A 22,104-nucleotide genomic window follows, 5' to 3' on the forward strand; every position below is an offset into this window, starting at 1 on the left:
CGCGCTCCCGGCCTTCCGCTGGCGGCATTGCACAGCGCGTGAGGCCACGGCGGCCGCGAGACTCAGAACAGAAGGGGCAGTGGGGGACTGGGCGTGAAGACCACGGGTAGCGTCTCCAGCGCCCGCAGAAACGGCCCGTGCCGCCACTTCAGCTGCGAAACCGGTACGGCCAGACGCATTTCCGGCAACGCGTCGAGCAGCTGGTCGATGGCGTCCTGGGCGATGAGATAGGCCGCCGACCGCGCGGGGCAGGCGTGCGGACCGATGCTCCACGCGAGATGCGCCCGGTTGTCGGCGAATTGGCGCGCCCCGACCGCCGGATCGTTGTTGCAGGCGGCCAGGCTCACGACCACCGGTTGATGCGCGGGCAGCCAGACCTCGTCGATGAGGACCGGTCGCCGCGGATAGCTCACGCAGAAGTTCGCGCTCGGCGGATCGGTGAACAGCACCTCGTCCAGCGCGTCGCGACTGGGCAGCGCGCCGCCGAGCAGGCCGCCCGCGAACCGCTCGTCGGTGAGCATCAGCCGCAGGGTGTTGGTGATGAGGTGCTGCTCGGGCTCGATGCCCGCGCGGTAGAGCGTGACGATCTGATGCAGCATCTCCTCGTCGGTGAGCCGCGCCGGATGCGCCATGAGCCGCGACACCAGATCGTCGCCGGGCTGAGTTCGCTTGAGCCGCACCAGTTCCGCGGCCGCCTCGTCGATGACGCGGTCGCCCTGGTCGCCGTCGAGCGTGCCGAACCCCTCGACGATGCGCTGCCCGATCTCGGGCGGGCAGCCCAGCAGCGCGTTGATCGCCCCCGCCGACAGGGGAGCGGTGTACTGCGCCACCAGATCCGCCTGGCCGGCCTGGCAGAAGTCGTTGATCAGCGGGACGGCGAGGCGTTCGACCAGCGAGTGCAGGGCGTGCAGGTCGATGGCGTCGATCGCGGCGACGTCGGCCTCGCGATAGCGGGAGTGTTCCAGCCCCGCGCTGCGCTGCGCGCTGGGCCGCCACTCGAGCATCGACAGGACCGGACTGTCGGTCGGCGCGGTCTTCTGCCAGATGCGGGGGTCGGCCGGGAAGTGCTCGGGATCGTTGAGGATCTGCACCGCGGTGCGGTAGCCGATCACCAGCGTCGCGGGCACTCCCGGGGCCAGCTCGACCGGGACCAGGGACCCGAACCGACGCCGCATCTCGCGGTAGATCGAGTGCGGGTCGGCCGTGAATTCATCTGTGAACAGCGGAATCCGCGGGCCGTCATTGTCGATCGGCGAGCCGTGCGGCGTTCGGTTGAGTGTCGGGTCGGGCAAGGTCAAAGACGAGCCTCCGAGCGTCGGAAGAGATATTCGACAAGGGTGATGAGCGATTCCACGCAGCCCAGCCGCTCCCGCGCGTCGAGCGTGGTGAGCGGCGTGTCGGGCGCGAGGTCGAGGGCGTCGCGGATCTCCTCGAGCGGGAAACGCGGCCCGCCCTCGAACTCGTTGACCGCCACCGAATACGGCACGCCGCGTTCCTCGAGCGTGGCCAGCACCTCGTCCGCCTTCTCGATGCGGCGGGTGTCGACCAGGACGAGCGCGCCGAGCGCACCGCGGGCCAGCTCCTCCCACAACGGGACGAACCGCTGCTGGCCCGGGGTGCCGAACAGGTACAGCGCCAGCGTCGGATTCAGCGTGATGCGGCCGAAATCCATGGCGACCGTGGTGGTCACCTTGCCGGGCAGCCCGGCCATATCGTCGACGCCGACGCTGGCCTCGGTGATCGTCTCCTCGGTCCGCAGCGGCCGGATCTCCGACACGCTGGACACGAAGGTCGTCTTGCCGACACCGAAGTTGCCCGCCACCAACAGCTTCACCGACCGGGTGACGGTCTCGGGAACATAGTCGACGGTGCGTTCGGGTGGGGCGATCGGGCGCTCAGACGGCGAGAGCGCGGAGCCCATTCAGTACCTCCTCGAGCAGGGCCAGCTCCGGTGTCGGTTCGGCCGGAGCGGGGACGACCAGGTGGCCGCTGTCGAGGAGGTCCGATGCGAGGATCTTCACCACCGACGGCGGCAGGTCTAGATAGGCGGCGATCTCGGCGATCGATAACGCGCCGCGTCGGCTGCACACTCCGATGACTCGGCGGGCGTCGGGGCCGATGCCGAGCGTCGGATTGCTCGCCGCCAGAACCAAAGTCACCAGGTCCAGTTCCCGGCTGGCCCGCGAACGGCCGCCGGTGCGCACATAGGCCCGGACCAGATCGGGATCACGTCGGTGCCGCATGGCCGCGGCTACCGCTGGCGCGGCAGAGCGCCGAGTTCGCGGCCGACCCGCGCGGCTAGTTCGTTCATGCGGTGCGCGACCAGGCTGACGTCCACGTCCCCGGTGGCCGACACCCCGATCAGCGCACCCTCGCCCGCGGCGGTGATGAAGATCATCCCGTTGTCGTACTCGGTCATGTTCTGCCGCACCGAATTCGCCGCGCCGGCGAACTCGCCCAGCGCCTTGCCCAGCGACCGCAGACCCGACGCGGCGGCGGCGAAGCGCTCGGCGTCGTCGACGTCGATCTGGCCGTGATGCGCGATCCGCAGACCGTCCTCGGACAACAGGACGGCGAATCGGACGCCGGGAACGGTGAGGTCCTCGAGCAACCAGGCCAACTTGTTGGTGCCGTCGGCGACGGCCGTCACGGGTGTGCCCATCAGGATGTCATCCCTTCGGTGTTTTCGTATGCGGCGGCACGGCCGCTCCGGGAGCCGCTGTGCCAGGCGGCTGCGATATCGATTCGGGGAAGATCACTATCGGATTCCGTCTCGCTGTCCGGGCGCGGGCCACGCGTCAGGGTGGAAACGGCGACGGTACGGCGTCGACGCCGGGGCAGTCCGCCGGGGGTGATGTCGTGCACGGTCGACTCGTGTTCCGGCTCCTCCGAGGTGGTTTCCGACGCGGACCTGATGGGTGCGAGGGAAGCGGAGGCGGCCGCCGGCGCGGATTCGCGCGCCGGATCGGGGACCGCGGTGGGCCTGGTGAGCTCCGCGGGGGCGGAAAACGCGGCGGGCGGGGCGATCTCGGCAGGCTGCGCCGCCGGGACCGGAGCCGACTCCACGGCCGCGGGAACGATGGAGACCGCGACCTCGCTGCGACTCTCGGCACGGCTGGGCAGCGCGGGCTGATCCGGTGCGGCGGGAGCGTTCTCGGTCGGGGTGTCGGTCACGGGCTGGGCGAGCAGGGCCTCCGGGATGTAGACCATGGCGCGCATACCGCCGTAGGTGTTGGGCCCGTCGATGTAGACCGTGAACCCGTAGCGGCGGGCCAGGGCGGCGATACCGGGGAAGCCGACGCGCGGGGCGGGGCCGAGGCCGTGGATGTCGACGACCTTCTCGCCCGCCAGCACCTGCCGGGCCTCCTCCATCTGCTCGGCGTTCATCCGCACACCGGCGTCGTCGATGATGACGGTGACGCCGTGGTGGCCTTCCTGGAAGGTCACGTCCACGAACGAGGTGGGCGGCGAGTAGCGAAGGGCGTTGTCCAGCAAGGTCGCCAGCGTGTGCACCAGCGGTTCCACCGCGCGGCTGATGACCATGCGATCGAGCTGGTTCGGCCGCACCCGGGTGAAGTCGCGGACGCGGCCGACCGCGCCGCCGACGACGTCGGTGAGGGTCTGCTGCGGCCAGCGCCGACCGGGCAGACCGCCACAGACGATCACGTAGGACTGCGCCTGACGGATCATCTGCTGCACGCTGTGGTCGATGCGGGTGAGGGTCTCGTACACCTCGTCGCCGCGGTGCACCCGCAGCGCGCTGCTGACCACCTGGCTCACGTCGGCGCCGAGACTGACGACCGCGGTGCCGAACGCGCGCACCGCGGCGCTGGTGGCCTCCTTGGCGACCCGGTCCTGTTCGGTGCGGCCCGCTTGCTGGGCCGCCGCGACCGCCTGCTGGGTGGCCTGCTCGGCCTCGAGGCGGACGCGCTGCTCGGTCTCGGCGACCAGCGTGCGCAGCTCCTCGCCGTAGCGATCGGCCAGCCCCTGGAGCAGATGGGCGAAACGGTCGCCGCCGCCGAGCTGCAACTCCACGCGCGGTTCGCCGCGGCGCACCGCGTCGGCGATGAAACTCGTTGTGCTGGTGGTGAAATGCTCGAGCTCGTCCTCGTGGGTGCGCAGAGCGCGTTCGAACTCGTCCTCCCGGGCGCGTAGCGCGTGGGCGAAGTCCTCCTCGCGGGCGAGCAGCGTCTGTTCCGCTTCGGTGGCGCGGGTCTGCGCCGCTCGCTCGGCCCGGGCGACCCGGGTGCGTTGCTGCGCCGCGTAGTAGGCCGCCGCCAACGCCGTGAATACGGCGAGTAAGGCGACAACGGCGAGGATCCACGAAATCGTCACGGCGGTAGATTGATTCATCAGGTTCCCTCGTCGCCGGCAGCCCGGCCGTCCGTCCTTCCTCATTTCGCCGACCACACGTCACCACTCGGCCGGATGACTCCAACGTCCCAAGGGCCGGGCTCGGCACGGTGGAGATAATCACCGGCCCCGGCGCTCGACGGCAAACAGTATCAGCATTTCTGGGTGGCAGCGACCTTTTCGTTACGAGAGCGCGACCCAACGGTGTCTCGTCGGTGGCAAGGGAAATGTCTTGTCCTCGAGCCGTTCTCGAAACCGGTCGGTCAGGTTGCCGAAAGTGCGCGGGCTACCCGCAGGTGCAGCGCCCGCAACCGCTCGTCCCCGTCTGTTACCGACCAGGAAGTTTCCTCCATTGCGCGGAGGAAGGCCCATTTACACACGCGTTCGGGCGATACGGACAAAGCGTTCGCGGTCCGCTCGACGACGGCCGCCGCGTGGGCGGGGGTCGGATCGGCCTGCACCTGGATCATGACGAGGAATCCGGCGTCGAAGGCCGCCTCGCCGAGACAGGGTTTGGGATCGATGAGCAGCCACGGTTCGCGCTCGGCGGCAACGATATTGCCCAGGTGGGTGTCCCGGTTGACGATCAGCGGTGGGCCGTCGGGCACGGCCAGGTCGGCGCAGTCGGCGGCGGCGCGGTCCAGCAGGCGGGCCGGAAGGGCCTGGGTCCATGCGGGTTTCGACGCGGGTTTCGACTCGACGAACCGGTTGGTCCAGTCCGCCACGATATCCGCGACGCGCGGCAGCTCGGGCCACTCGGCGGGAACCGGCACCGGTGTGCGGCGAAGTCGCCGGAACAGGCCGCAGGCCAGCTCGATTCGGTCGGCGTTCTCGGGGCGGCCCTCGAGGCCCGGGAACCCCGGCTGTTCGAGCAGCGGCGTCCCGGGGCGCGCCCACTCCAGCGCCAGCGCGCCCGAGGCGGGGTCGTAGTCGTACAGCCGGACCGCGCCGTCACCGTCGTAGGCGAACAGCCCGGTGGCCTCGGCCCGATTCTCCTCGTCGACGATCGGGATCTTCAGGACGGCGAGCGAACCGTCCGCGCGCCGCACGGGCGCGACGAAGGAATGGGTACCGCCCTCGAAGGCCGGGCCGATGATCTCCAATTCCCACTCGGCGGCGAGTCTTTCCGTCAAATCGGGCAGATCGGCGAGCCATCGCGCGCCGCGGTCGGGGAAGTTCGTCCGAATCGTCTCGGCTACGAAGGGAGGCACGGTGACGGGCATCCGCCTACCCTTCCGTCCGGAATCGTTGGGGGCAAGGCATTTTCGGCAGAAACGGGAGATGGCCCCGGCGAAAAGCATGCCGGGGCCATCGGTTGGGGTGCCGAGCCTCCTCGGTACCCGCAGGGTGCCGAGCCTCCTGCTCGGTGCCCGCAGGGCGTCAGCCCTTGTGGGCCTTGACCGACTCGGTCAGCTGCGGGGCGACATTGAACAGGTCGCCGACGATGCCGTAGTCGCTGATCTCGAAGATCGGGGCCTCTTCGTCCTTGTTGACGGCCACGATGGTCTTCGAGGTCTGCATGCCCGCGCGGTGCTGGATCGCGCCGGAGATGCCCAGGGCGACATACAGCTGCGGGGACACGGTCTTGCCGGTCTGGCCGACCTGGAACTGGCCCGGGTAGTAGCCCGAGTCGACGGCGGCACGCGAGGCGCCGACCGCGGCGCCGAGCGCGTCGGCCAGCGGCTCGACGACCTTGTGGAAGTTGTCCTCGCTGCCCACGCCGCGGCCGCCGGAGACCACGATGGTGGCCTCGGTGAGTTCCGGGCGGTCGCCACCGGCGACGGGCTCGCGGGAGGTCACCTTGGTGACGCCCTCTTCCTGCGCGGGCACCTCGACGGTGACCTTCTCCCCGGCGCCGGACTGCGCCTTGGCCTCGATCGCGCCCGGGCGCACCGAGATCACCGGCAGATCGCCGGTGGCCTTGGCGTCCACGGTGAACGCGCCACCGAAGATGGAGTGCACGGCGGTGCCGTCCTCCTTGATGTCGATGACGTCGACCAGCAGGCCGGAACCGATGCGGGCGGCGAGGCGGCCCGACACCTCCTTGCCCTCGGCCGAGGCGGCCACGAGAACCGCTGCGGGCGAGGCGGATTCGACCAGCCCGGCCAGCACGTCGACCTTCGGGGTGACGAGGAAGCCGTCGACGTCGTCGGACTCGGCGACGTAGATCTTCTCCGCGCCGGCCGCGGTCAGCGCGTCGGCCAGCTTGTCGGCGGTGCCGGGGGCGCCCAGCACGACGGCGGCGGGGGTGCCCAGGGTGCGGGCCGCGGTCAGCAGTTCGTTGGTGACCTTCTTCGGCGCGCCTTCGGCGTGCTCCACGAGCACGAGTACTTCTGCCATTGTTCTCTCTCCTGTCGTAGCTCGGGGCGCGGCGTCAGATGATCTTCTGGCCGATGAGGTACTGGGCGATCTGCTGGCCGCCCTCGCCCTCGTCGACGATCTTCTCGCCCGCCGTGCGCGGCGGCTTCGGGGTGACACCGGTGACCGCGGAACCCGCGTTGCCCACGCCGACCGTCGACGGGTCGATGCCCAGGTCGGCCAGGCTGAAGGTCTGCACTTCCTTCTTCTTCGCGGCCATGATGCCCTTGAAGGACGGGAAGCGCGGCTCGTTGATCTTCTCGGTGACCGAGACGATGGCCGGGAGGTTGGCCTCGAGCTTGAACACGCCCTCGTCGGTCTCGCGCTCGCCGGTGATCTTGTCGCCGTCGACCGCCAGCTTGCGCAGGTGGGTCAGCTGCGGAATGCCCAGGTACTCGGCGATGATCGCGGGCACCGCGCCCGCGCGACCGTCGGTGGCCTCGTTACCGGCGATGACCAGTTCGACACCCTCGATCTGGCCCAGCGCGCCCGCCAGCACCCACGCGGTCTGCACGGCGTCGGAGCCGTGGATCGCGTCGTCCTTGACGTGGATGGCCTTGTCGGCGCCCATGGACAGCGCCTTGCGGATGGCCTCGGTGGCCCGCTCCGGACCCATCGCGAGCACGGTCACCTCGCCGCCCTGGGCCTCCTTGATCAACAGCGCCTCCTCGACGGCGCGCTCGTTGATCTCGTCCAGGATCGCGTCGGCGGCCTCGCGGTCGAGGGTGTAGTCGCCATCGGACAGCTTGCGCTCGGACCAGGTGTCGGGAACCTGCTTGATCAGTACGACGATGTTCGGCATTGGTCTTCGTCGACCTCCTGTTCTTATGGCACGGGGGGTGGGGTCGCACGACCGGGCCGTACGTCCACGAATAGCTCGTGCTGGGACATTACCCTACGTTAAGTTACTCATGGGTAACTTAGGGTGTGATGTTCTGCATCACCACCTCCGAGTCCGGGTGTGATACAGGCAACCGCTAACGTCGGGTGAATGAGTGAGGCCGTACCCGTCGAGCCACCCGTCGACACCCTGCCGCTGACCGGTGAGCGGACGGTTCCGGGGATCCCCGAGGAGAACTACTGGTTCCGCCGCCACGAGATCGTCTACGCCCGGCTGCTCGATCGGTGCGCGGGGCAGGTCGTGCTCGAGGCCGGTTCGGGCGAGGGGTACGGCGCGAACATGATCGCCGGGGTCGCCGCGCGGGTGATCGGCGTGGACTACGACACCGGCGCGGTCGAGCACGTGCGCGCGGCCTACCCGCGGGTGGAGATGATCCAGGGCAATCTCGCCGACCTGCCCGTCGAGGACGGCACGATCGACGTGGTGGTGAATTTCCAAGTCATCGAACATCTCTGGGATCAGGCCGGATTCCTGCGCGAATGCCTGCGCGTGCTGCGGCCGGGCGGCACGCTGCTCATCAGCACCCCCAACCGGATCACGTTCTCGCCCGGCCGCGATACGCCGCTGAACCCCTTCCACACCCGCGAGCTGAACGCCGCCGAACTCTCGGAGTTGTTGGTGGCGGCCGGTTTTCGCGTCGAACTGATGACCGGCGTGCACCACGGCCCGGACCTGCTCGCGCTGGACGCGAAATGGGAGGGCTCGATCATCGACGCGCAGATCCGCCGCGCGCTGGCCGGGGAGCCGTGGCCCGCCGACCTCGCCGCCGATGTCGCGGCCGTGCGCACCGAGGACTTCGTGCTGCGCACCGCCGATATCGACGCCAGCCTGGATCTGGTGGCGGTCGCGGTCAAACCCGAAGCTCGGTGAACCCTTGAGCGACAGCGTGGTCCCGGGCCAGTTCACCCTGGTGTTGCACTCCCATCTGCCGTGGCTGGCCCGGCACGGCCGCTGGCCGGTGGGCGAGGAGTGGCTCTACCAGTCCTGGGCCGCCTCCTATCTGCCCGTCGCCCGGGTGCTGAGAACCCTTGCGGCCGAAGGCCGTTCGCATCTGCTGAGCCTGGGCATCACGCCCGTGCTGGCCGCCCAGCTCGACGATCCGCACTGCCTGTCGGGAATGCATCACTGGCTGGGCAATTGGCGGCTGCGCGCGGACGAGGCGGCGCTGGCGGGCAATCGCGCGCTCGGCGGCTACGAGCATCGGCTCGCGACCGAGGCGCTCGCCGATTTCGAGCTGCGCTGGCGGCACGGCGGTTCCCCGGTGTGGCGGGAGTTGATCGACGCCGAGGCGATCGAACTGCTCGGCGGCCCGCTCGCGCATCCGTTCCAGCCGTTGCTGGACCCGCGGCTGCGGTCCTTCCAACTCGCCGAGGGACTCGCCGACGCGCGGCAGCGCTGGGGGCACTCGCCGACCGGAATCTGGGCGCCCGAATGCGGTTTCACCCCCGGCATGGAGACGACCTACGCCGCCGCGGGTGTGACGCATTTCATGGTCGACGGTCCCGCGCTGCGCGGGGATACGAGTCTGGGCCGCCCCGTGTGGGATTCGCCGGTGCTCGCCTTCGGCCGCGATCTCCAGGTCAGCTATCGCGTGTGGTCGCCGAAGTCCGGCTATCCGGGCCACGCCCACTACCGTGACTTCCATCACTACGACCACGCCACGGGCCTGAAACCCGTGCGCGTCACCGGCAAACAGGTGGCCGGACCCGACAAGGCTCCTTACGATCCCGACCTCGCCGCGGCCGCGGTCGCCCGCGACGTCGCGGATTTCGTGCGGACCGTGCGCGAGCGGTTGATCGCCGAATCCGAGCGCATCGGCCGTCCCGCGCTCGTGGTCGCCGCGTTCGACACCGAACTGTTCGGGCACTGGTGGCACGAGGGTCCGCTCTGGCTCGAACAGGTGCTGCGCGCGCTGCCCGAGGCCGGGGTCACCGTCGGCACGCTCGCCGACGCCCGCGCGCGCGGATTCGTCGGCGCCCCGGTCGAATTGGCGGATTCGTCGTGGGGTTCGGGCAAGGACTGGCGGGTGTGGGCGGGCGAGCAGGTCGCCGATCTGGTCGAACTCGACGACGAGATCGTGCGCCTGACCCTGGACACCCTCGACAAGATGCGGGTGCAGGCCGACGGCTCGCGCGATCCGGTGGCCGATCAGCTGCTGCGCGAGGCGATTCTGACCGTCTCCAGCGACTGGGCCTTCATGGTCAGCAAGGATTCGGCGGCGGGGTACGCCCGCGACCGCGCCCACCAGCACGCCCACGCCGTGCGCGAGATCGCCGCCGCCCTCTCGTCCGGCCAACTCGCCAAAGCCGGGCACTTGGCGGCAGGATGGTACGCGGCCGACGGACTCTTTCCGGCGCTCGACGCGCGCCGCCTCGAAGGACCAGCATGAGAATTTTGATGGTGTCGTGGGAGTACCCACCGGTGGTGGTCGGCGGGCTCGGTCGGCACGTACACCATTTGGCCACCGAACTGGCCGCGGCCGGGCACGAGGTGGTCGTGCTGGCCCGCCGCCCGATGGGCACCGACGCGGCCACCCACCCCACCCACTCCTACATCGAGGACCGCGTGCTGGTGGTCGCGGTGGCCGAGGATCCGCCCTGCTTCGACTTCGGCGAGGACATGCTCGCCTGGACGCTGGCCATGGGCCACGCCATGGTTCGCGCCGGAATCGGGCTGAGCAAGCCGGGTATCGCCGACGGCTGGACCCCCGACGTGGTGCACGCCCACGACTGGTTGGTCGCGCACCCCGCGATCGCGCTGGCCGAGCACTACGACGTGCCGCTGGTGTCGACGATCCACGCGACCGAGGCCGGGCGGCACAGCGGCTGGGTGTCGGGCCGGGTGAACAAGCAGGTGCACTCGGTCGAATGGTGGCTGGCCCGCGAATCCGACGCGCTCATCACGTGTTCGGCGTCGATGCAGGACGAGGTGGAGCGGCTCTACGGCCCCGACCTCGCGGCGATCACCGTGATCCGCAACGGAATCGACGTGGGCGCGTGGACCTTTCGCGATCGCGCGCCGCGCTCGGGACCGCCGCGGCTGCTGTACGTGGGGCGGCTGGAATACGAGAAGGGCGTGCAGGACGCGATCGCCGCGCTGCCGCGCGTGCGCCGCGCGCATCCGGGGACCACGCTCACCGTGGCCGGGGTGGGCACCCAGTTCGACTGGCTGCGCGAGCGCGCCCGGGTGCATCGGGTCGCGCGGGCGGTGAACTTCGTGGGCCGCCTCGATCACGTGGAACTGCTGGGCTGGCTGCACGGAGCCGACGCGATCGTGCTGCCCAGCCGCTACGAGCCGTTCGGCATCGTCGCCCTCGAGGCCGCCGCCGCCGGGACGCCGCTGATCACCTCGACCGCGGGCGGGCTGGGCGAACTCGTGCTCGACGGCGTGACCGGGGCGTCGTTCGAACCCGCCGATGTGAACGGCCTCGTCGACGCGGTCACGGCCGTGCTCGCCGATCCGGCCGCCACCCAGGACCGCGCCTACGCCGCGCGCGAGCGGCTGACCGAGGACTTCGCCTGGGATGTCGTGGCCGCGGAGACCATCCAGGTCTACCAGGCCGCCAAGCGCCGGGTGCGAAATCCGTTGGGGCGCCCCGAGATCGTCGAACGGCCGCTGCCGGAACGGGATCCGGGCAACCCGCTCTGATTGAATCTCCGGCATGGCTGTCCCCACGACGCGAATGCTGGTGCTGGCGGTGGTCCGGATGCTGCAACCGGTGCACGGGTACGACGTGCGCCGGGAACTGCTGTCCTGGCACGCCGACGACTGGGCCAATGTGAAGCCCGGTTCCGTTTACGGCGCGTTGAAGACCGTGCACCGGGAGGGTCTGATCGCGGTCGAGGAGGTCGGCCAGGACGGGGCGCGACCCGAGCGCACGACCTATCGGATGACCGCCGAGGGCGAGAAGGTGTTCGGCGACCTGGTGCGCGAGGCGCTGTGGTCGACCGAGCAGCCCAAGCACCCCTACTACGCGGCGATCGCGCTGTTCCCGGCCGCGCCGCGCGACGAGGTGGTGGCCGCGCTGCGCAGCCGCATCCTCAAGTTCGAGGCCGATCTGCTGCATCTCGAGCGCGAGGTGGCGCGCGTGCTCGCCGGGTCCGGACATCCGGCCGAGGCCGAGCCGCACAACGTCGCCGACCTTCTGCAACTGGCCGCCGACCACACCCGGGCCGATCTGGAATGGTCGCGAAAAACGTTGCGGCGCATCGAATCCGGTGAACTGAACGTGTGGACGATCCCGCCGTGGACGGAGGAGGGCACCGCCCCAGCGTAGCTAATCAAGTCTGAATACTAAAGCTTGACTATTCGGGCCGTCGTTCCTACCGTTCTCGGTATGGAAACGACGGCAACCGTTCGTGAACGCACCCGAACCTCGGTCATCCGGGTTCGGGGGCTGGCGCGAACGTTTCGAACGAAAACGGGTCCGGTCGAGGCGGTCCGCGGCGTGGACTTCGAGGTGCGCGACGGCGAGATCGTCGGGCTGCTCGGCCCCAACGGAGCGGGCAAGACCACGACCCTGCGCATGATCGCGACGCTGCTCGCGCCGACGGCGGGGGAGGCGGCGATCGCCGGGGCCGATCTGCGCGCCGACCCCCGAACCGTGCGCTCGCGCATCGGCTATGTGGCACAGGGCGGCATGACCGCCGACGTGGAGCTGGTCATCGACCAATTGGTGTTGCAGGCAAGGCTTTTCGGCATGAGCCGGGCCGAGGCGGTGGCGAGCGCCGAAAGCCTGTTGACCGCACTGGAATTGGAGGGCCTGGGCCCGCGCCGATGCCGCGAGCTGTCCGGCGGGCAGCGCCGCCGCGTCGATATCGCCCTCGGCCTGGTGCACCGGCCCGGCCTGATCTACCTGGACGAACCGACCACCGGACTGGACCCGCAGAGCCGGGCCAATCTGTGGGGGCACATCCGGCGGCTGCGCGACCAGGGCACCACCATCGTGCTCACCACCCATTACCTCGAGGAGGCCGACGCGCTGTGCGACCGCGTCCTGGTGATGGACCACGGCGAGATCGTCGCGGCCGGGACGCCCGACGAACTCAAACAGCGCATCTCCGGCGACGTCATCAGCCTCGAAATCGCCGACGCGCACGCCGATCTCGCGATCCGGATCGCAGAGGAGACGGTCGCGCCGCGCTCGAAGCTGTACACCGACGGGCGCGTGCACCTCACCGTAGCGCGCGGCGACGCGGCCGTGGTGCCGCTGCTGCGCGCCCTCGACGAGCACGGCATCACCCCGGGCTCGCTCACCGTCCAACGACCCAGCCTCGACGACGTGTTCCTCACCGTCACCGGGCGTTCACTCCGGGAGGAGGACCGATGACCTTTCTCCGTGAGACCGGCCTGATCTTCTGGTCGCAGCTGCGCGTCCAATTGCGCAATCCCGCTTGGGTTTTCATCGGGCTCAGCCAGCCGGTGCTGTATCTGGTGCTGTTCGGTCCGCTGGTGAAGGCGATCGCGCCGTCGCTGGGCGGCGGCGCGGACCCCTGGAAGGTCCTCACCCCGGCGCTGGTCATCCAGGTCGGGCTGTTCGGTTCGATGTTCGCCGGATTCGGCATGGTGGGGGAGCTGCGGGCCGGGGTGATCGAACGGCAACGGGTCACCCCCGCGCGGCGCGGCGCGCTGCTGCTGGGACGGGTGCTCAAGGATATGGTCGTGCTGATCGTGCAGGCGCTGGTGCTGGTCGCGGTGGCGGTGATCGCGTTCTCGTTGCGGCCCAATGTGTTCGGGCTGCTGGCGTCGGTGCTGCTGATCTCGGTGATGGCCGCCGGGCTGGCGTCGGGCTCGTACGCGCTGGCCCTGTGGGCGCGGGCGGAGGACGTGCTCGCCTCGATCCTCAACACGGTGGCGGTGCCGCTCATGTTGTTGTCGGGCATTCTGCTGCCGATGAGCCTGGGGCCGACGTGGTTGCGCGTGGTGTCCGATGCCAATCCGTTCAAGCACACCGTCGAGGCGGCCCGCGCGTTGTTCCGCGGCGACTTCACCGCCTCGGAGGTGTACCTCGGCACCGGGCTCACCGCGGTCGTGGCAGTGGTGTTGATCGTGATCGGGGCGCGCAGCTTCGCTCGCGAAAACGCCTGAGGGAGACCGGGCGAACCCGAATCGTCGAGCCGGTGAACGGTATGTGTGACGGCCGTCTCGTTCACCGGACTGGCATCGGGGCGACACTCGGCGGTCGCTCCCGGGCCGACTCGAACTGGCTTCATCGGGTCATGACATCTACGTCAGTGCTGACCGCGGGCCGCGCGGACGCCGGGGCGGGCCGGTCGCAGTACTCGCTGGTGGTCTCCTCCGACCTCGAACATCGCACCGCCGCCCAGCGGCTGCGCTACCAGGTGTTCGCGTCGGAGCCGGGATTCGACATCCCGGTCAACGCCGACGGCCTCGACGCCGACCGCTTCGACGAGCACTGCGACCACCTGCTGGTCCGCGACGAACTGACCGACCAGTTCGTCGGGTGCTACCGAATGCTGCCGCCGGACAAGGTGCGCGCGGCCGGGGGCTACTACACCGCCACCGAATTCGACCTCACCGACATGGACCCCGAGGGCCGCCGCATCGTCGAAATGGGCCGCGCCTGCGTGGTTCCCGACCACCGCAACGGCTCGGTCCTCACGCTCATGTGGGCGGGCATTCTGCACTACATCCAGCTCACCGGCTACGACTGGGTGATGGGGTGCGTGTCGGTGCCGATGCGCGAGACCGAGGCCGACGCGCCCGGGGTGAACGTGCGCGGGGTGCGGGATTTCGTCATGGCCCGGCACGCGTGCGATCCGGCGCAGCGGGTGCGGCCGTACAACCCCGTGGTGGTGGACGGGTTGACTCTCGACGAGCTGGAACCGCCTGCGCGGCCGAAGATCCCGCCGTTGCTGCGTGGGTACCTGCGGCTCAACGCCGAGATCTGCGGCGAGCCCGCGCACGATCCCGACTTCGCCGTCGCGGACTTCGTCGCGTTGCTCGGGCTGTCCACCATCAACACTCGTTATCTCGATCGATTGCAGAGCGCCGCAAACACTTTCGACGGACGGTGATCATGACCCTCGCAGTGCAGTCGTTACCTGGTTCCGGCAAGCTGTCGTGTCCACCGGCGGCGCCGGTGCACGCTTGGATGCCGTCGAGCCCGTGTGGGCCTTCCTGTGTCGATATCGACGCGGCGGCGGGGAGCCTTCGCACGGGCTTCCGCATCCTGAGCGTGATCGGGTTGTTCGTGAGCTTTCCCGTCGTCAATGTCGCCACTCCCCGGAGTTTCCGGCCCTGGTTGCATCGCCGCTACGCGCGGGCGGTGCTGCGCTCCTGTGGGATTCGGTTGCGGGTGATCGATGAGCGTGGGGCGTCGTCGGACGTGGGTGAGGGTGGGGTGCTGACGGTCGCCCCGCATGTCGGGTGGACGGATGTCATCGTTCTGGCGGCGGTGCGGCCGATGGGTTTCGTGGCGCGTGCCGATCTGATCGAGTGGCCGGTGCTGGGTGGGCTTGCTCGGCGGATGCGGGTCATTCCGATCGAGCGTGAGCGGTTGCGGCAGTTGCCGTCTGTGATCGGGGAGATGGCGGCTCGGTTGCGGGCGGGGGAGCGGGTGGCGATGTTCCCCGAGGGGACGACGTGGTGTGGGCGGGCGCATGGGCGTTCGCGGCCTGCGCTGTTTCAGGCGGCGGTGGATGCTGGGGTGCCTGTTCAGCCGATTCGGCTGCGCTACCTCGACGCTGACGGCGAGCTGTCCACTGTCCCCGGTTTCGTCGGCGTGGACACCTTCCTCGATTCGGCCCGCCGAGTGTTGCGCTCGAAAGGCGTTGTGGCCGAGATCGTTCTGCTGCCCTTGGAACAGCCGGGCTCCGATCGCCACGACTTGGCCCGTCGGTGCGAATCCGCCATCCGCGGCGAAGAGACCGTCGACATCGATGCCCACGCCACAGCGGTAGGCACCGGCCCCACCCGAGAAATCATCCCCGACCCCATCCCCGCAGCCTCCTGACCCCAGGTACGGCAACCCAGCCGCACCCTTTATTCGAATCCGCACCCGTTCTGTGGCCCTGATAGGGGTGCGGATCCGAACAAAGGGTGCGGCTAGGGTTAGTTCTCGTGCAGAAGTAGTGCCCTGGAGTCGGTTTCGGTCAGGGCTGCGCGTCGGAGTTCGGGGATTGCGGCCTTGTAGTGGCTGACCTCTTCGAAGCGTTCGAGGTAGAGGTCTCCCGCGTAGCCCTCGATGTGAACGATCGGTGGGTGGGTCATCCGTGATTTGGACATCGGGGGGAACTCCATAAGGGAGAACGGGCCGACGAGGGGTCCGAGGTGGTGGCGGGTGGTGAAGGGGACCACTCGGATCGTGACGTTGGGGCGTTGGGCGATCTCGGCCAAGTGGCGGCGTTGCTCGGCCATGACGGCGGAACCGCCCCATTCTTCGCGCAGCGCGGCCTCGGACAGGATGATCTCGACGGTGAGGTCCGGATCATCAAGGCTGCGTTGCTGTTTGAGGGCGCGTTGGATGCGTTCCTCATTCTGGTCGGTGGGTTCGTTCGGATGCAGGGTCCAGGTCATCGCGCGGGTGTAGTCGGGCGTGCGGACGATAGCGGGCAGGACGATGACCGCCCAGATGGTCAGTCGATTGGCCGCGCCTTCGACGACGGTGTAGGGGTCGAAATCGACCGGGCCTTGGTCCAGGTGCGCTCGCCACCATCCGCCACCCCGTTTGGCGATGACCCGGACTTCGTGCGCCAGGGCGAGGATGAGTCGGCGCTCGTCTTGTGGTGCGTTGTAGAGGTCGCAGAGGGTGTTCATGTAGAGGTCGCTCGCTGATCGTGCCGAGAGTCCTTCTTCGACCCTGCCCATGGTTTGGGGTGATATTCCGAGAATGCTCGCGGCGTAGCCCTGGCTGATATCGGCTTTCTTCCGCAATGTGTACAGCCGTCGGCCGAGCGCTCGGAGCGCGAGTGTCGATCCTTGTGCGGGCATTGTCGTCCTTTCAGATTCGTATGTGGCTCGGGTTCAAGCGATCAGTTCGATCGGCGACGTGGGATCTCCGACAGTCGAAGAGGAAGAGTCGTTGGTAGGGAAGGGGTTTGAGGTCGAAGGTCACGTCGTGGTCGATCGTGACGTGTGCCAGCTGCTGTCGTTCGGCCTCGGCCGCGAAGATTCGCGCGGCGTGCTCCTCGGCTCGGTAGTGCTGTATCGGTATTCCGGGAACACCGAAGTCGACGGCGAGGTGGCATTGCACGAGTTGCTCACATCGGCGTGACGGTTCGCCGAAGTGTTCCCTCAAGACACGCATTGTGCGACAACGTCATTCCTCGAGTGAACTCCGTTGCGGCACGTGCCACCATGACGCGATTCAGGACACTCGGCTGAATTCGTGTCATGTAAAACAGGACATCCCTACGCCGCGTGACCATGAATGGCGGAGGGCTCTATAGCTCTCGGGACGAGCCCGCGTGTGGCAGGTTATTGGTATCGAGCCCAGAGGGCGTGCCGATGGCCTTGGCGCAGACTGGCGAGACGGTGGGCGTGCTGTGCGGCGACCTCCGGCCGATGGCCGAGTCCGGGAAGAACACTCGTCACCATGATCAGTTCTCGAATACGTTGCAGCACAGGCCAATAAGGCTCGTTGCGCACATCGGAACCGTAAGCGGCGACGAACTTCCGGTAGAAGTCCTGGCGCGCGAACCGCTCCGCGCCGACCGCCTGGGGCACCAGATCCCAGGCGATCGGACCGATCCCCGTCTCGTCGAGATCACACAGCACCGCCCGCCCGGTCCGCTCGTCCAGCAGAAGGTTCCCGGTATGGGGATCGCCGTGGACCACGCCGATCGGCATGGTCGACTCGGTGGCTCGGTATTGCTGTTCGGCCTCGGACCACTGTTTCGACAGCCAGGCCAGATCCTCGTCGGATACGACCGGATCGGCTGCGGCAAGTCGCTGTCGCGCGATGGTGAACGGATCCCAATTGGCAAGCGTGTCAACAGGTTCGAGTGCGTGAAGGGCTTTGAGGGGCGCGACGAGCTCTTCGGCCGTCCACTGCTTCTTGGTTGCGAGTTCGTGCCAGAAGGTCACCGTGTAGTCCCCGACATGTATCGGTTGATCGCAGGCCCACGGCTCCACGATGGGCGCGCCTCGGGTGACGAGCCAGCGCGCCGCGTCGACGACTCGTGCGCCGCGAGCGCGGCCGACTTCTCCCGCGCTGACGCGGACCACCACGGGCGCGTCTCGCAACCGGACGGTGGCGTTCACGGTGTACTGGATCAGCTCGGCTCCGTGCCCGTTCAGGCCGACCTGTGCGCAGGCGTCGACCACGACTTCGCGGAGTTCGTCGAACTGCCGCGGCGAAAGTTGCGTCGCCACGCCGGTCATCCTACGGAGGGTGTCCTGCTCTCGGCCGACATGGCCTGTTGCTCCTGTTGGGGGTGCATGAGTCGTCGGATCCGTCGGCGGATTTCCCGGGCGTCGTTGTGATCGATGCTGGCCGCCGGGTCCGCGATGGATCTGAGGCGGTCCACTGCACGGGCGCTGAGAATCCCTGAGGACATATCGAGCGCCGTTCGGGCCGACTCGACCGCCAATTCTGTTTCGTGGAGCCGGAATTGGCACGCGGCGGCTGTGATGTGGTCGAACAGCACGCTGCGAGTCGGGCGAGCGTACAGGGGTGCGGCCAAGGAATGGGCGATCAGGTCGAGCGCTGCCGAGGTGTAGCGAGCGGATCTGGCGGGGTCATCGTGCAGGGTGGCGGCCATCTCGTTGTAGATCACCGATTGCAGGCCGGTGAATTCTCCTGGTGTGAAGAACACCCGCGTCCATGGGTCGATCTGTTTGTCGTCCACGCGGCCGAGTTCGTGTTCCGCGCGGCCCAGCGATTCCCGCATCAGTCGCTCGTTGCCCATCATGGCGTGCGCCCAGGCTGCGTTCGCGTGCAACCGTGCCGATTCGGCGTTGTTCGCGGCGTCTTGGGCGGGGACCTGGCCGAGTTGGAACATGCGCAGAGCGTGCTGCGGGCGTCGGTCGCCGAGGCTGATGCGGCCCAGCACGTAGAGGATGCTGGCTACCAGGCTGGGTGCCCCGGCGGTTCCGGCGTAAAGCATTGCGAGCGTGAGGTATTGGCGTGCTCGGCGGTGATCGCCGATGTCGTGATAAGCCCAGCCCGCTACCCGGGCGAGGTCGGCGAGGGCCACCGCGAGCGCTGTCTTGGTGCGGTGATCTTTGCAACCGAGGAGCAGACCCTGGCTGGCCCGCATGGTCGCGGCGGCCATATCGACGACGGTCGCCCCGCCGTGGCGTTGGTCCTGGCGTCGCAACCCGGCCGTTGTCGAGACGATGAAGGCGACATCGTCGCCGTCGACTCTGGCGGGCACACAGGATGATTGGGGCAGGCTAGGGAGCCAAGGGGTCAATTTGTCGGTGGATGAACCGATCACCGCCGCGCCGACGGCCTCGAGGAATCGATCGCAGTCCTGGGCGCTCATCGCAGGGGAAATGGTGACCGCGTCCGAACCGCCGCGGACCGGTTCCTCGACTGAGTGCCATCCGCTCGGCGAACGCCGGGGAACCGATGCGTCCTGCGGGCACGGAGCGTTCAGCGCTATCAAGGCTGTGGCGTAATCCGCTGAGGGCTTTCGTACTTCGCCGTTCTCCCAGCGAGTGACGTGACGTTCGGTACAACTCAGACGCAGACCTGCCTCCGCGCCCTTGTCGTTCACGAGTTCGGCGAACCTCAGTCGACTGATCCCCAACAGTCGCACTCGGAAGTCTCGGAGTTGGACGCCCCAGTCGGTCGACGTGAAAGGCTCTCGGCGGCTGGCCATTCGGCTTACTCGTCTACCGACGACTGCTGGTGCGAACTGAAGGACGCTGAAACGCTTTGCGGCCCTGTGTATTTACGTTGTGCATCGCTGACGAGTCGCATCTTTGGATCCCCTGCTGCCGTTGTGGTGCCAGGAACGCTTGCGTCGCCGCCTCTCCAGCGGCCGCACGAACGAAGGTACGGTAATACCGGTAAATAATACCTGGCAAGCGCAGGCGAGTGGTGGTCGGAAGGTGGACTGGTCCGGCACATCTCGCCTGCCGAGGTACGGTACGTGCGCCGCTGTCTCGTCAGGCGGAAGGAGGGATACCGATGCCACCTGTCTCGCCTATTGCCGCCAAATGGGAGTTGGTTGCGATCTGCCGCGAGAGGCGGGAGGAGTTGGGGCTGACCGGTCCCGCCGTCGCCAAGGCGGCGCAGGTGTCGAGCACCTTCTGGTCGAGGTTCGAAAACGATAAGAAGCTGGTCGGTCCCGAGAAGTTCGCGCTGGTACTCGACGTGCTCGAGTTCCCGAAGGACCTGCGAGAGCACCTGCTGAAGTTGCGCGAGTACGCGGTGGGGACGGGCTGGTGGGCCGCTTACAACAAGATCTTCTCCCCGCAACACATCAATCTCTACGGACTCGAATACGGCGCCGAAGAGGTCCGAACCTTCGAGAGCCTGCTCATTCCAGGGTTGCTCCAAACCGAGGCGTACATCCGCGCCCTCATCGAAACCGACCAGATCGGCATCCCGGCCAAGGAAGTTCAACGCCGCGTCGCTGCGCGGCTGAAACGTCAAGAGCGCCTGCGTGATCGGGATCCCCTGCGGCTGGTCGCCGTGGTCAGCCAAGCGGCCATCGAGCAACAGTTCGGCGGTCCTGACGTGCTGCGCGAGCAACTCGACCATCTCAGCCGGATGATTCGGTCGAACCCGGAGACGATCGATCTGAGGATCATTCCGTTCACCAGCCCCACGGGTCCGATTCTCGGCGGGTGCACCTTCTACATCCTCGAATTCACCAGCGCCGCTCTGGGCCCGCTGGCGTGGTACGAATCGCCGCTGGAAGCCAAGATCATCGACGATCCTGACCGGGTCTTCGATATCAGCCGCTCGTTCCAGCAGATGCACGATCAGGCTCTGAGTGCCGCAGACTCTCTGGCGTTGATCGAAGAATCTGCGCGCAAAATTGAGGAACGGAGCTGAGTAGAATTTCGCCATGAGCGCAAGGGGTACGAATCCGACACGGCCGCACGAAGTTTCGCGCAGGGGCCAGCTGAGCGGCGATTGGGCCAAGTCCTCCTTCTCCCGTGACGCGTCGAACTGCGTGCAGGTGCGGCGCTGCGGAGGCGTGGTGCTCATCCGCGACGACAAGTACGTGGGGGATCCCCAGAGCGAGCCCGTGATTGAGGTCCCTGTGGGCGTCTGGGCGTTGTTCTTGGAGCAAGTTGCCGGCAAGCGGGGGACTCAGGACTCGAGTGATCTCCTTCCGGCCATCGTTCATCAGATCGACGGAAGTGTTCGGTTGACGGATGCGGATGGTCGGGCCTTGCTCTTCACCGCGGCCGAGTGGATGGCTTTCACGCGGGGAGTAGAGGCTGGAGAGTTCGCTCTCGAGGCAGCCGCCTGAGTCCAGAGGAGGGTCCCTTGCGTTCAAGTGGGCCCGAGACGTCCAAGGTGAATGCCTCATGCGGCTGGCTGGGTACTGGGGTAATGCAATGTCAGGGGCCGCGTCGGTGGAAACGGCTGGTTGTCCAGGCCGATGCCGCCGTCGTAGAAGCCGCGAGGCGACTAGTCAGGCACCATCCTTTCGACAGTGGAAGTACTGAATCGGTTGGCTACGAAGGACGACGTTAGGGGGAGGTATCGGAAACACTCAGGCCGCGTGAGTGGGGTTAGATCGAGAGCTGTCATCCCTCGGACGATGTGTCTGTACGGCGAAAAGTGAATGAGTTTTGCCCTCTGCCGCCACAACGGTGCAGGTCAACAAGTGCGCTCCCCGCACGCGCGGGGATGAGCCGCCGCCGCGCTTCGGCGCGGGCGGCGTTGAGTTCGCGCTCCCCGCACGCGCGGGGATGAGCCCGATCATGGTCTAAAACCAAACTCAAACCGACCGCGCTCCCCGCACGCGCGGGGATGAGCCCTTCACCAGCTCGGGACCATTTTCACCGACCAGCCGCTCCCCGCACGCGCGGGGATGAGCCGTGGTAGCCGACGAGGATCTTGCCCGCTGCCTGGTGCTCCCCGCACGCGCGGGGATGAGCCCACCGTGCCCAGATCGCCGCCCAGCAGCGCATCGTCCTCCTCGGTTGACCGGGGATGAGCTCGCCCGACGGGTGTTCGGAAGTGTCCGTGCGTTGGGGCGCTGTCACAGTACGCGTGCACGATTCGCATGCCCATGCAGGCGCTTGGCCAGAGTAGGTAAAGGACATGCGTGTCTGCGGATTGGGAAGCCTGACGTCGGCGGGGTAGGCGCAATGTGTCCGCGACCCTCCCAGCGCCTCATGCGTGGGCTGTTCAGATTCCGATGCGCATGTCGATGCGCCGTTGCTCGGCCAGATGGTCCTGCATCGTGAAGTACTCCTCGACAAGGCGATCGGTTTCGGCCGTAAGGACTTCGGAGACGACTTGGGGCTGCTGCACGGATAGGTGACAACCGAGTTGGCTTGCCGGGTGGCGAGCCTGAGAGGATGTCGCAGTGCCGAAGCCGTATCCGAAAGAGTTC

23 protein-coding genes and 1 CRISPR repeat array are annotated in these 22,104 nt (G+C 67.9%); of the genes, 11 read left to right on the forward strand and 12 right to left on the reverse strand.

Annotated elements, in window-relative coordinates; genetic code table 11:
• Positions 1-62 precede the first annotated feature (62 nt).
• The 8 genes from ACFYTQ_RS34505 to ACFYTQ_RS34540 form a co-directional block, all read right to left on the reverse strand.
• Positions 63-1,298: a cytochrome P450 gene (locus ACFYTQ_RS34505; protein WP_387369964.1), complete on the reverse strand. Its 1,236-nt coding sequence runs from the start codon at positions 1,296-1,298 to the stop codon at positions 63-65.
• Complete coding sequence (locus ACFYTQ_RS34510; RefSeq protein WP_387369966.1) at positions 1,295-1,921, reverse strand: ATP/GTP-binding protein; 627 nt, start codon at positions 1,919-1,921, stop codon at positions 1,295-1,297. The genes ACFYTQ_RS34505 and ACFYTQ_RS34510 overlap by 4 nt, the downstream gene beginning before the upstream one ends.
• Complete coding sequence (locus tag ACFYTQ_RS34515) at positions 1,896-2,243, reverse strand: DUF742 domain-containing protein (protein WP_387369968.1); 348 nt, start codon at positions 2,241-2,243, stop codon at positions 1,896-1,898. Before ACFYTQ_RS34515 ends, ACFYTQ_RS34510 begins: the two co-directional genes overlap by 26 nt.
• Before the next feature lie 8 nt (positions 2,244-2,251).
• Positions 2,252-2,662, reverse strand: a complete 411-nt coding sequence (locus ACFYTQ_RS34520) for a roadblock/LC7 domain-containing protein (RefSeq protein ID WP_387369970.1) — start codon at positions 2,660-2,662, stop codon at positions 2,252-2,254.
• Entirely contained in the window at positions 2,662-4,335 is a 1,674-nt protein-coding gene (locus tag ACFYTQ_RS34525; RefSeq protein ID WP_387369972.1) for a sensor histidine kinase, read from the reverse strand. The genes ACFYTQ_RS34520 and ACFYTQ_RS34525 overlap by 1 nt, the downstream gene beginning before the upstream one ends.
• 281 nt (positions 4,336-4,616) lie before the next feature.
• The gene (locus ACFYTQ_RS34530; RefSeq protein WP_387369974.1) at positions 4,617-5,576 is read right to left on the reverse strand and encodes an aminoglycoside phosphotransferase family protein; all 960 of its coding nucleotides are present in this window, start codon (positions 5,574-5,576) and stop codon (positions 4,617-4,619) included.
• A gap of 157 nt (positions 5,577-5,733) precedes the next feature.
• The gene (locus ACFYTQ_RS34535; RefSeq protein WP_387369976.1) at positions 5,734-6,693 is read right to left on the reverse strand and encodes an electron transfer flavoprotein subunit alpha/FixB family protein; all 960 of its coding nucleotides are present in this window, start codon (positions 6,691-6,693) and stop codon (positions 5,734-5,736) included.
• A gap of 34 nt (positions 6,694-6,727) precedes the next feature.
• Positions 6,728-7,513: an electron transfer flavoprotein subunit beta/FixA family protein gene (locus ACFYTQ_RS34540; protein WP_387369978.1), complete on the reverse strand. Its 786-nt coding sequence runs from the start codon at positions 7,511-7,513 to the stop codon at positions 6,728-6,730.
• Positions 7,514-7,702: 189 nt separating this feature from the next.
• On the opposite strand from ACFYTQ_RS34540, the gene ACFYTQ_RS34545 reads away from it, so the two are divergent.
• The 8 genes from ACFYTQ_RS34545 to ACFYTQ_RS34580 all read left to right on the forward strand — a co-directional run bounded on the left by ACFYTQ_RS34545 (position 7,703) and on the right by ACFYTQ_RS34580 (position 15,587).
• Complete coding sequence (locus ACFYTQ_RS34545) at positions 7,703-8,482, forward strand: class I SAM-dependent methyltransferase (RefSeq protein WP_387369980.1); 780 nt, start codon at positions 7,703-7,705, stop codon at positions 8,480-8,482.
• Between the two features lie 4 nt (positions 8,483-8,486).
• Complete coding sequence (locus tag ACFYTQ_RS34550; protein ID WP_387369982.1) at positions 8,487-10,001, forward strand: 1,4-alpha-glucan branching protein domain-containing protein; 1,515 nt, start codon at positions 8,487-8,489, stop codon at positions 9,999-10,001.
• On the forward strand, positions 9,998-11,260 hold the full coding sequence (locus tag ACFYTQ_RS34555; RefSeq protein WP_387369984.1) for a glycosyltransferase family 4 protein: 1,263 nt from the start codon (positions 9,998-10,000) through the stop codon (positions 11,258-11,260). The genes ACFYTQ_RS34550 and ACFYTQ_RS34555 overlap by 4 nt, the downstream gene beginning before the upstream one ends.
• Before the next feature lie 13 nt (positions 11,261-11,273).
• Entirely contained in the window at positions 11,274-11,888 is a 615-nt protein-coding gene (locus ACFYTQ_RS34560) for a PadR family transcriptional regulator (protein ID WP_387369986.1), read from the forward strand.
• A gap of 60 nt (positions 11,889-11,948) precedes the next feature.
• Positions 11,949-12,941 (forward strand): ATP-binding cassette domain-containing protein, encoded by a 993-nt coding sequence (locus ACFYTQ_RS34565; protein WP_387369988.1) that lies wholly within the window; start codon positions 11,949-11,951, stop codon positions 12,939-12,941.
• Positions 12,938-13,699 (forward strand): ABC transporter permease, encoded by a 762-nt coding sequence (locus tag ACFYTQ_RS34570; protein WP_387369990.1) that lies wholly within the window; start codon positions 12,938-12,940, stop codon positions 13,697-13,699. The genes ACFYTQ_RS34565 and ACFYTQ_RS34570 overlap by 4 nt, the downstream gene beginning before the upstream one ends.
• Positions 13,700-13,830: 131 nt before the next feature.
• Entirely contained in the window at positions 13,831-14,649 is an 819-nt protein-coding gene (locus ACFYTQ_RS34575; RefSeq protein WP_387369992.1) for a GNAT family N-acetyltransferase, read from the forward strand.
• Between the two features lie 77 nt (positions 14,650-14,726).
• Positions 14,727-15,587 (forward strand): lysophospholipid acyltransferase family protein, encoded by an 861-nt coding sequence (locus ACFYTQ_RS34580; protein ID WP_387370018.1) that lies wholly within the window; start codon positions 14,727-14,729, stop codon positions 15,585-15,587.
• Between the two features lie 98 nt (positions 15,588-15,685).
• Here ACFYTQ_RS34580 and ACFYTQ_RS34585 read toward each other — a convergent pair whose 3' ends face one another.
• Positions 15,686-16,564, reverse strand: a complete 879-nt coding sequence (locus ACFYTQ_RS34585; RefSeq protein ID WP_387369994.1) for a Scr1 family TA system antitoxin-like transcriptional regulator — start codon at positions 16,562-16,564, stop codon at positions 15,686-15,688.
• 22 nt (positions 16,565-16,586) lie between these two features.
• Between ACFYTQ_RS34585 and ACFYTQ_RS34590 the strand changes: the two genes are divergently transcribed.
• Positions 16,587-16,847 (forward strand): hypothetical protein, encoded by a 261-nt coding sequence (locus ACFYTQ_RS34590; RefSeq protein WP_387369996.1) that lies wholly within the window; start codon positions 16,587-16,589, stop codon positions 16,845-16,847.
• A 203-nt stretch (positions 16,848-17,050) separates the two neighbouring features.
• Here ACFYTQ_RS34590 and ACFYTQ_RS34595 read toward each other — a convergent pair whose 3' ends face one another.
• On the reverse strand, positions 17,051-17,947 hold the full coding sequence (locus tag ACFYTQ_RS34595) for a phosphotransferase family protein (RefSeq protein WP_387369998.1): 897 nt from the start codon (positions 17,945-17,947) through the stop codon (positions 17,051-17,053).
• A gap of 5 nt (positions 17,948-17,952) precedes the next feature.
• The gene (locus tag ACFYTQ_RS34600; protein ID WP_387370000.1) at positions 17,953-19,296 is read right to left on the reverse strand and encodes a hypothetical protein; all 1,344 of its coding nucleotides are present in this window, start codon (positions 19,294-19,296) and stop codon (positions 17,953-17,955) included.
• A gap of 416 nt (positions 19,297-19,712) precedes the next feature.
• On the opposite strand from ACFYTQ_RS34600, the gene ACFYTQ_RS34605 reads away from it, so the two are divergent.
• Both ACFYTQ_RS34605 and ACFYTQ_RS34610 read left to right on the forward strand, forming a co-directional pair.
• Entirely contained in the window at positions 19,713-20,585 is an 873-nt protein-coding gene (locus ACFYTQ_RS34605) for a helix-turn-helix domain-containing protein (RefSeq protein WP_387370002.1), read from the forward strand.
• 13 nt (positions 20,586-20,598) lie between these two features.
• Positions 20,599-21,009: a DUF397 domain-containing protein gene (locus ACFYTQ_RS34610; protein WP_387370004.1), complete on the forward strand. Its 411-nt coding sequence runs from the start codon at positions 20,599-20,601 to the stop codon at positions 21,007-21,009.
• Positions 21,010-21,371: 362 nt separating this feature from the next.
• A CRISPR array of direct repeats spans positions 21,372-21,705; the repeat unit is 28 nt; unit sequence GCGCTCCCCGCACGCGCGGGGATGAGCC.
• 191 nt (positions 21,706-21,896) lie between these two features.
• Here the strand turns inward: ACFYTQ_RS34610 and ACFYTQ_RS34615 are convergent.
• Positions 21,897-22,104: hypothetical protein (locus ACFYTQ_RS34615; RefSeq protein WP_387370006.1), on the reverse strand; the 208-nt coding region annotated here is incomplete at its 5' end.

Source organism: Nocardia sp. NPDC004068 (assembly GCF_042874315.1).
GTDB lineage: Bacteria > Actinomycetota > Actinomycetes > Mycobacteriales > Mycobacteriaceae > Nocardia.

Bases quoted from the DNA above. Each gene is read 5' to 3' on its own strand.
- ACFYTQ_RS34510 (WP_387369966.1), bottom strand. From the start codon at position 1,921: ATGGGCTCCGCGCTCTCGCCGTCTGAGCGCCCGATCGCCCCACCCGAA.
- ACFYTQ_RS34515 (WP_387369968.1), bottom strand. From the start codon at position 2,243: ATGCGGCACCGACGTGATCCCGATCTGGTCCGGGCCTATGTGCGCACC.
- ACFYTQ_RS34520 (WP_387369970.1), bottom strand. From the start codon at position 2,662: ATGGGCACACCCGTGACGGCCGTCGCCGACGGCACCAACAAGTTGGCC.
- ACFYTQ_RS34530 (WP_387369974.1), bottom strand. From the start codon at position 5,576: ATGCCCGTCACCGTGCCTCCCTTCGTAGCCGAGACGATTCGGACGAAC.
- ACFYTQ_RS34535 (WP_387369976.1), bottom strand. From the start codon at position 6,693: ATGGCAGAAGTACTCGTGCTCGTGGAGCACGCCGAAGGCGCGCCGAAG.
- ACFYTQ_RS34540 (WP_387369978.1), bottom strand. From the start codon at position 7,513: ATGCCGAACATCGTCGTACTGATCAAGCAGGTTCCCGACACCTGGTCC.
- ACFYTQ_RS34545 (WP_387369980.1), top strand. From the start codon at position 7,703: ATGAGTGAGGCCGTACCCGTCGAGCCACCCGTCGACACCCTGCCGCTG.
- ACFYTQ_RS34555 (WP_387369984.1), top strand. From the start codon at position 9,998: ATGAGAATTTTGATGGTGTCGTGGGAGTACCCACCGGTGGTGGTCGGC.
- ACFYTQ_RS34560 (WP_387369986.1), top strand. From the start codon at position 11,274: ATGGCTGTCCCCACGACGCGAATGCTGGTGCTGGCGGTGGTCCGGATG.
- ACFYTQ_RS34565 (WP_387369988.1), top strand. From the start codon at position 11,949: ATGGAAACGACGGCAACCGTTCGTGAACGCACCCGAACCTCGGTCATC.
- ACFYTQ_RS34570 (WP_387369990.1), top strand. From the start codon at position 12,938: ATGACCTTTCTCCGTGAGACCGGCCTGATCTTCTGGTCGCAGCTGCGC.
- ACFYTQ_RS34575 (WP_387369992.1), top strand. From the start codon at position 13,831: ATGACATCTACGTCAGTGCTGACCGCGGGCCGCGCGGACGCCGGGGCG.
- ACFYTQ_RS34580 (WP_387370018.1), top strand. From the start codon at position 14,727: ATGCCGTCGAGCCCGTGTGGGCCTTCCTGTGTCGATATCGACGCGGCG.
- ACFYTQ_RS34585 (WP_387369994.1), bottom strand. From the start codon at position 16,564: ATGCCCGCACAAGGATCGACACTCGCGCTCCGAGCGCTCGGCCGACGG.
- ACFYTQ_RS34605 (WP_387370002.1), top strand. From the start codon at position 19,713: ATGCCACCTGTCTCGCCTATTGCCGCCAAATGGGAGTTGGTTGCGATC.
- ACFYTQ_RS34610 (WP_387370004.1), top strand. From the start codon at position 20,599: ATGAGCGCAAGGGGTACGAATCCGACACGGCCGCACGAAGTTTCGCGC.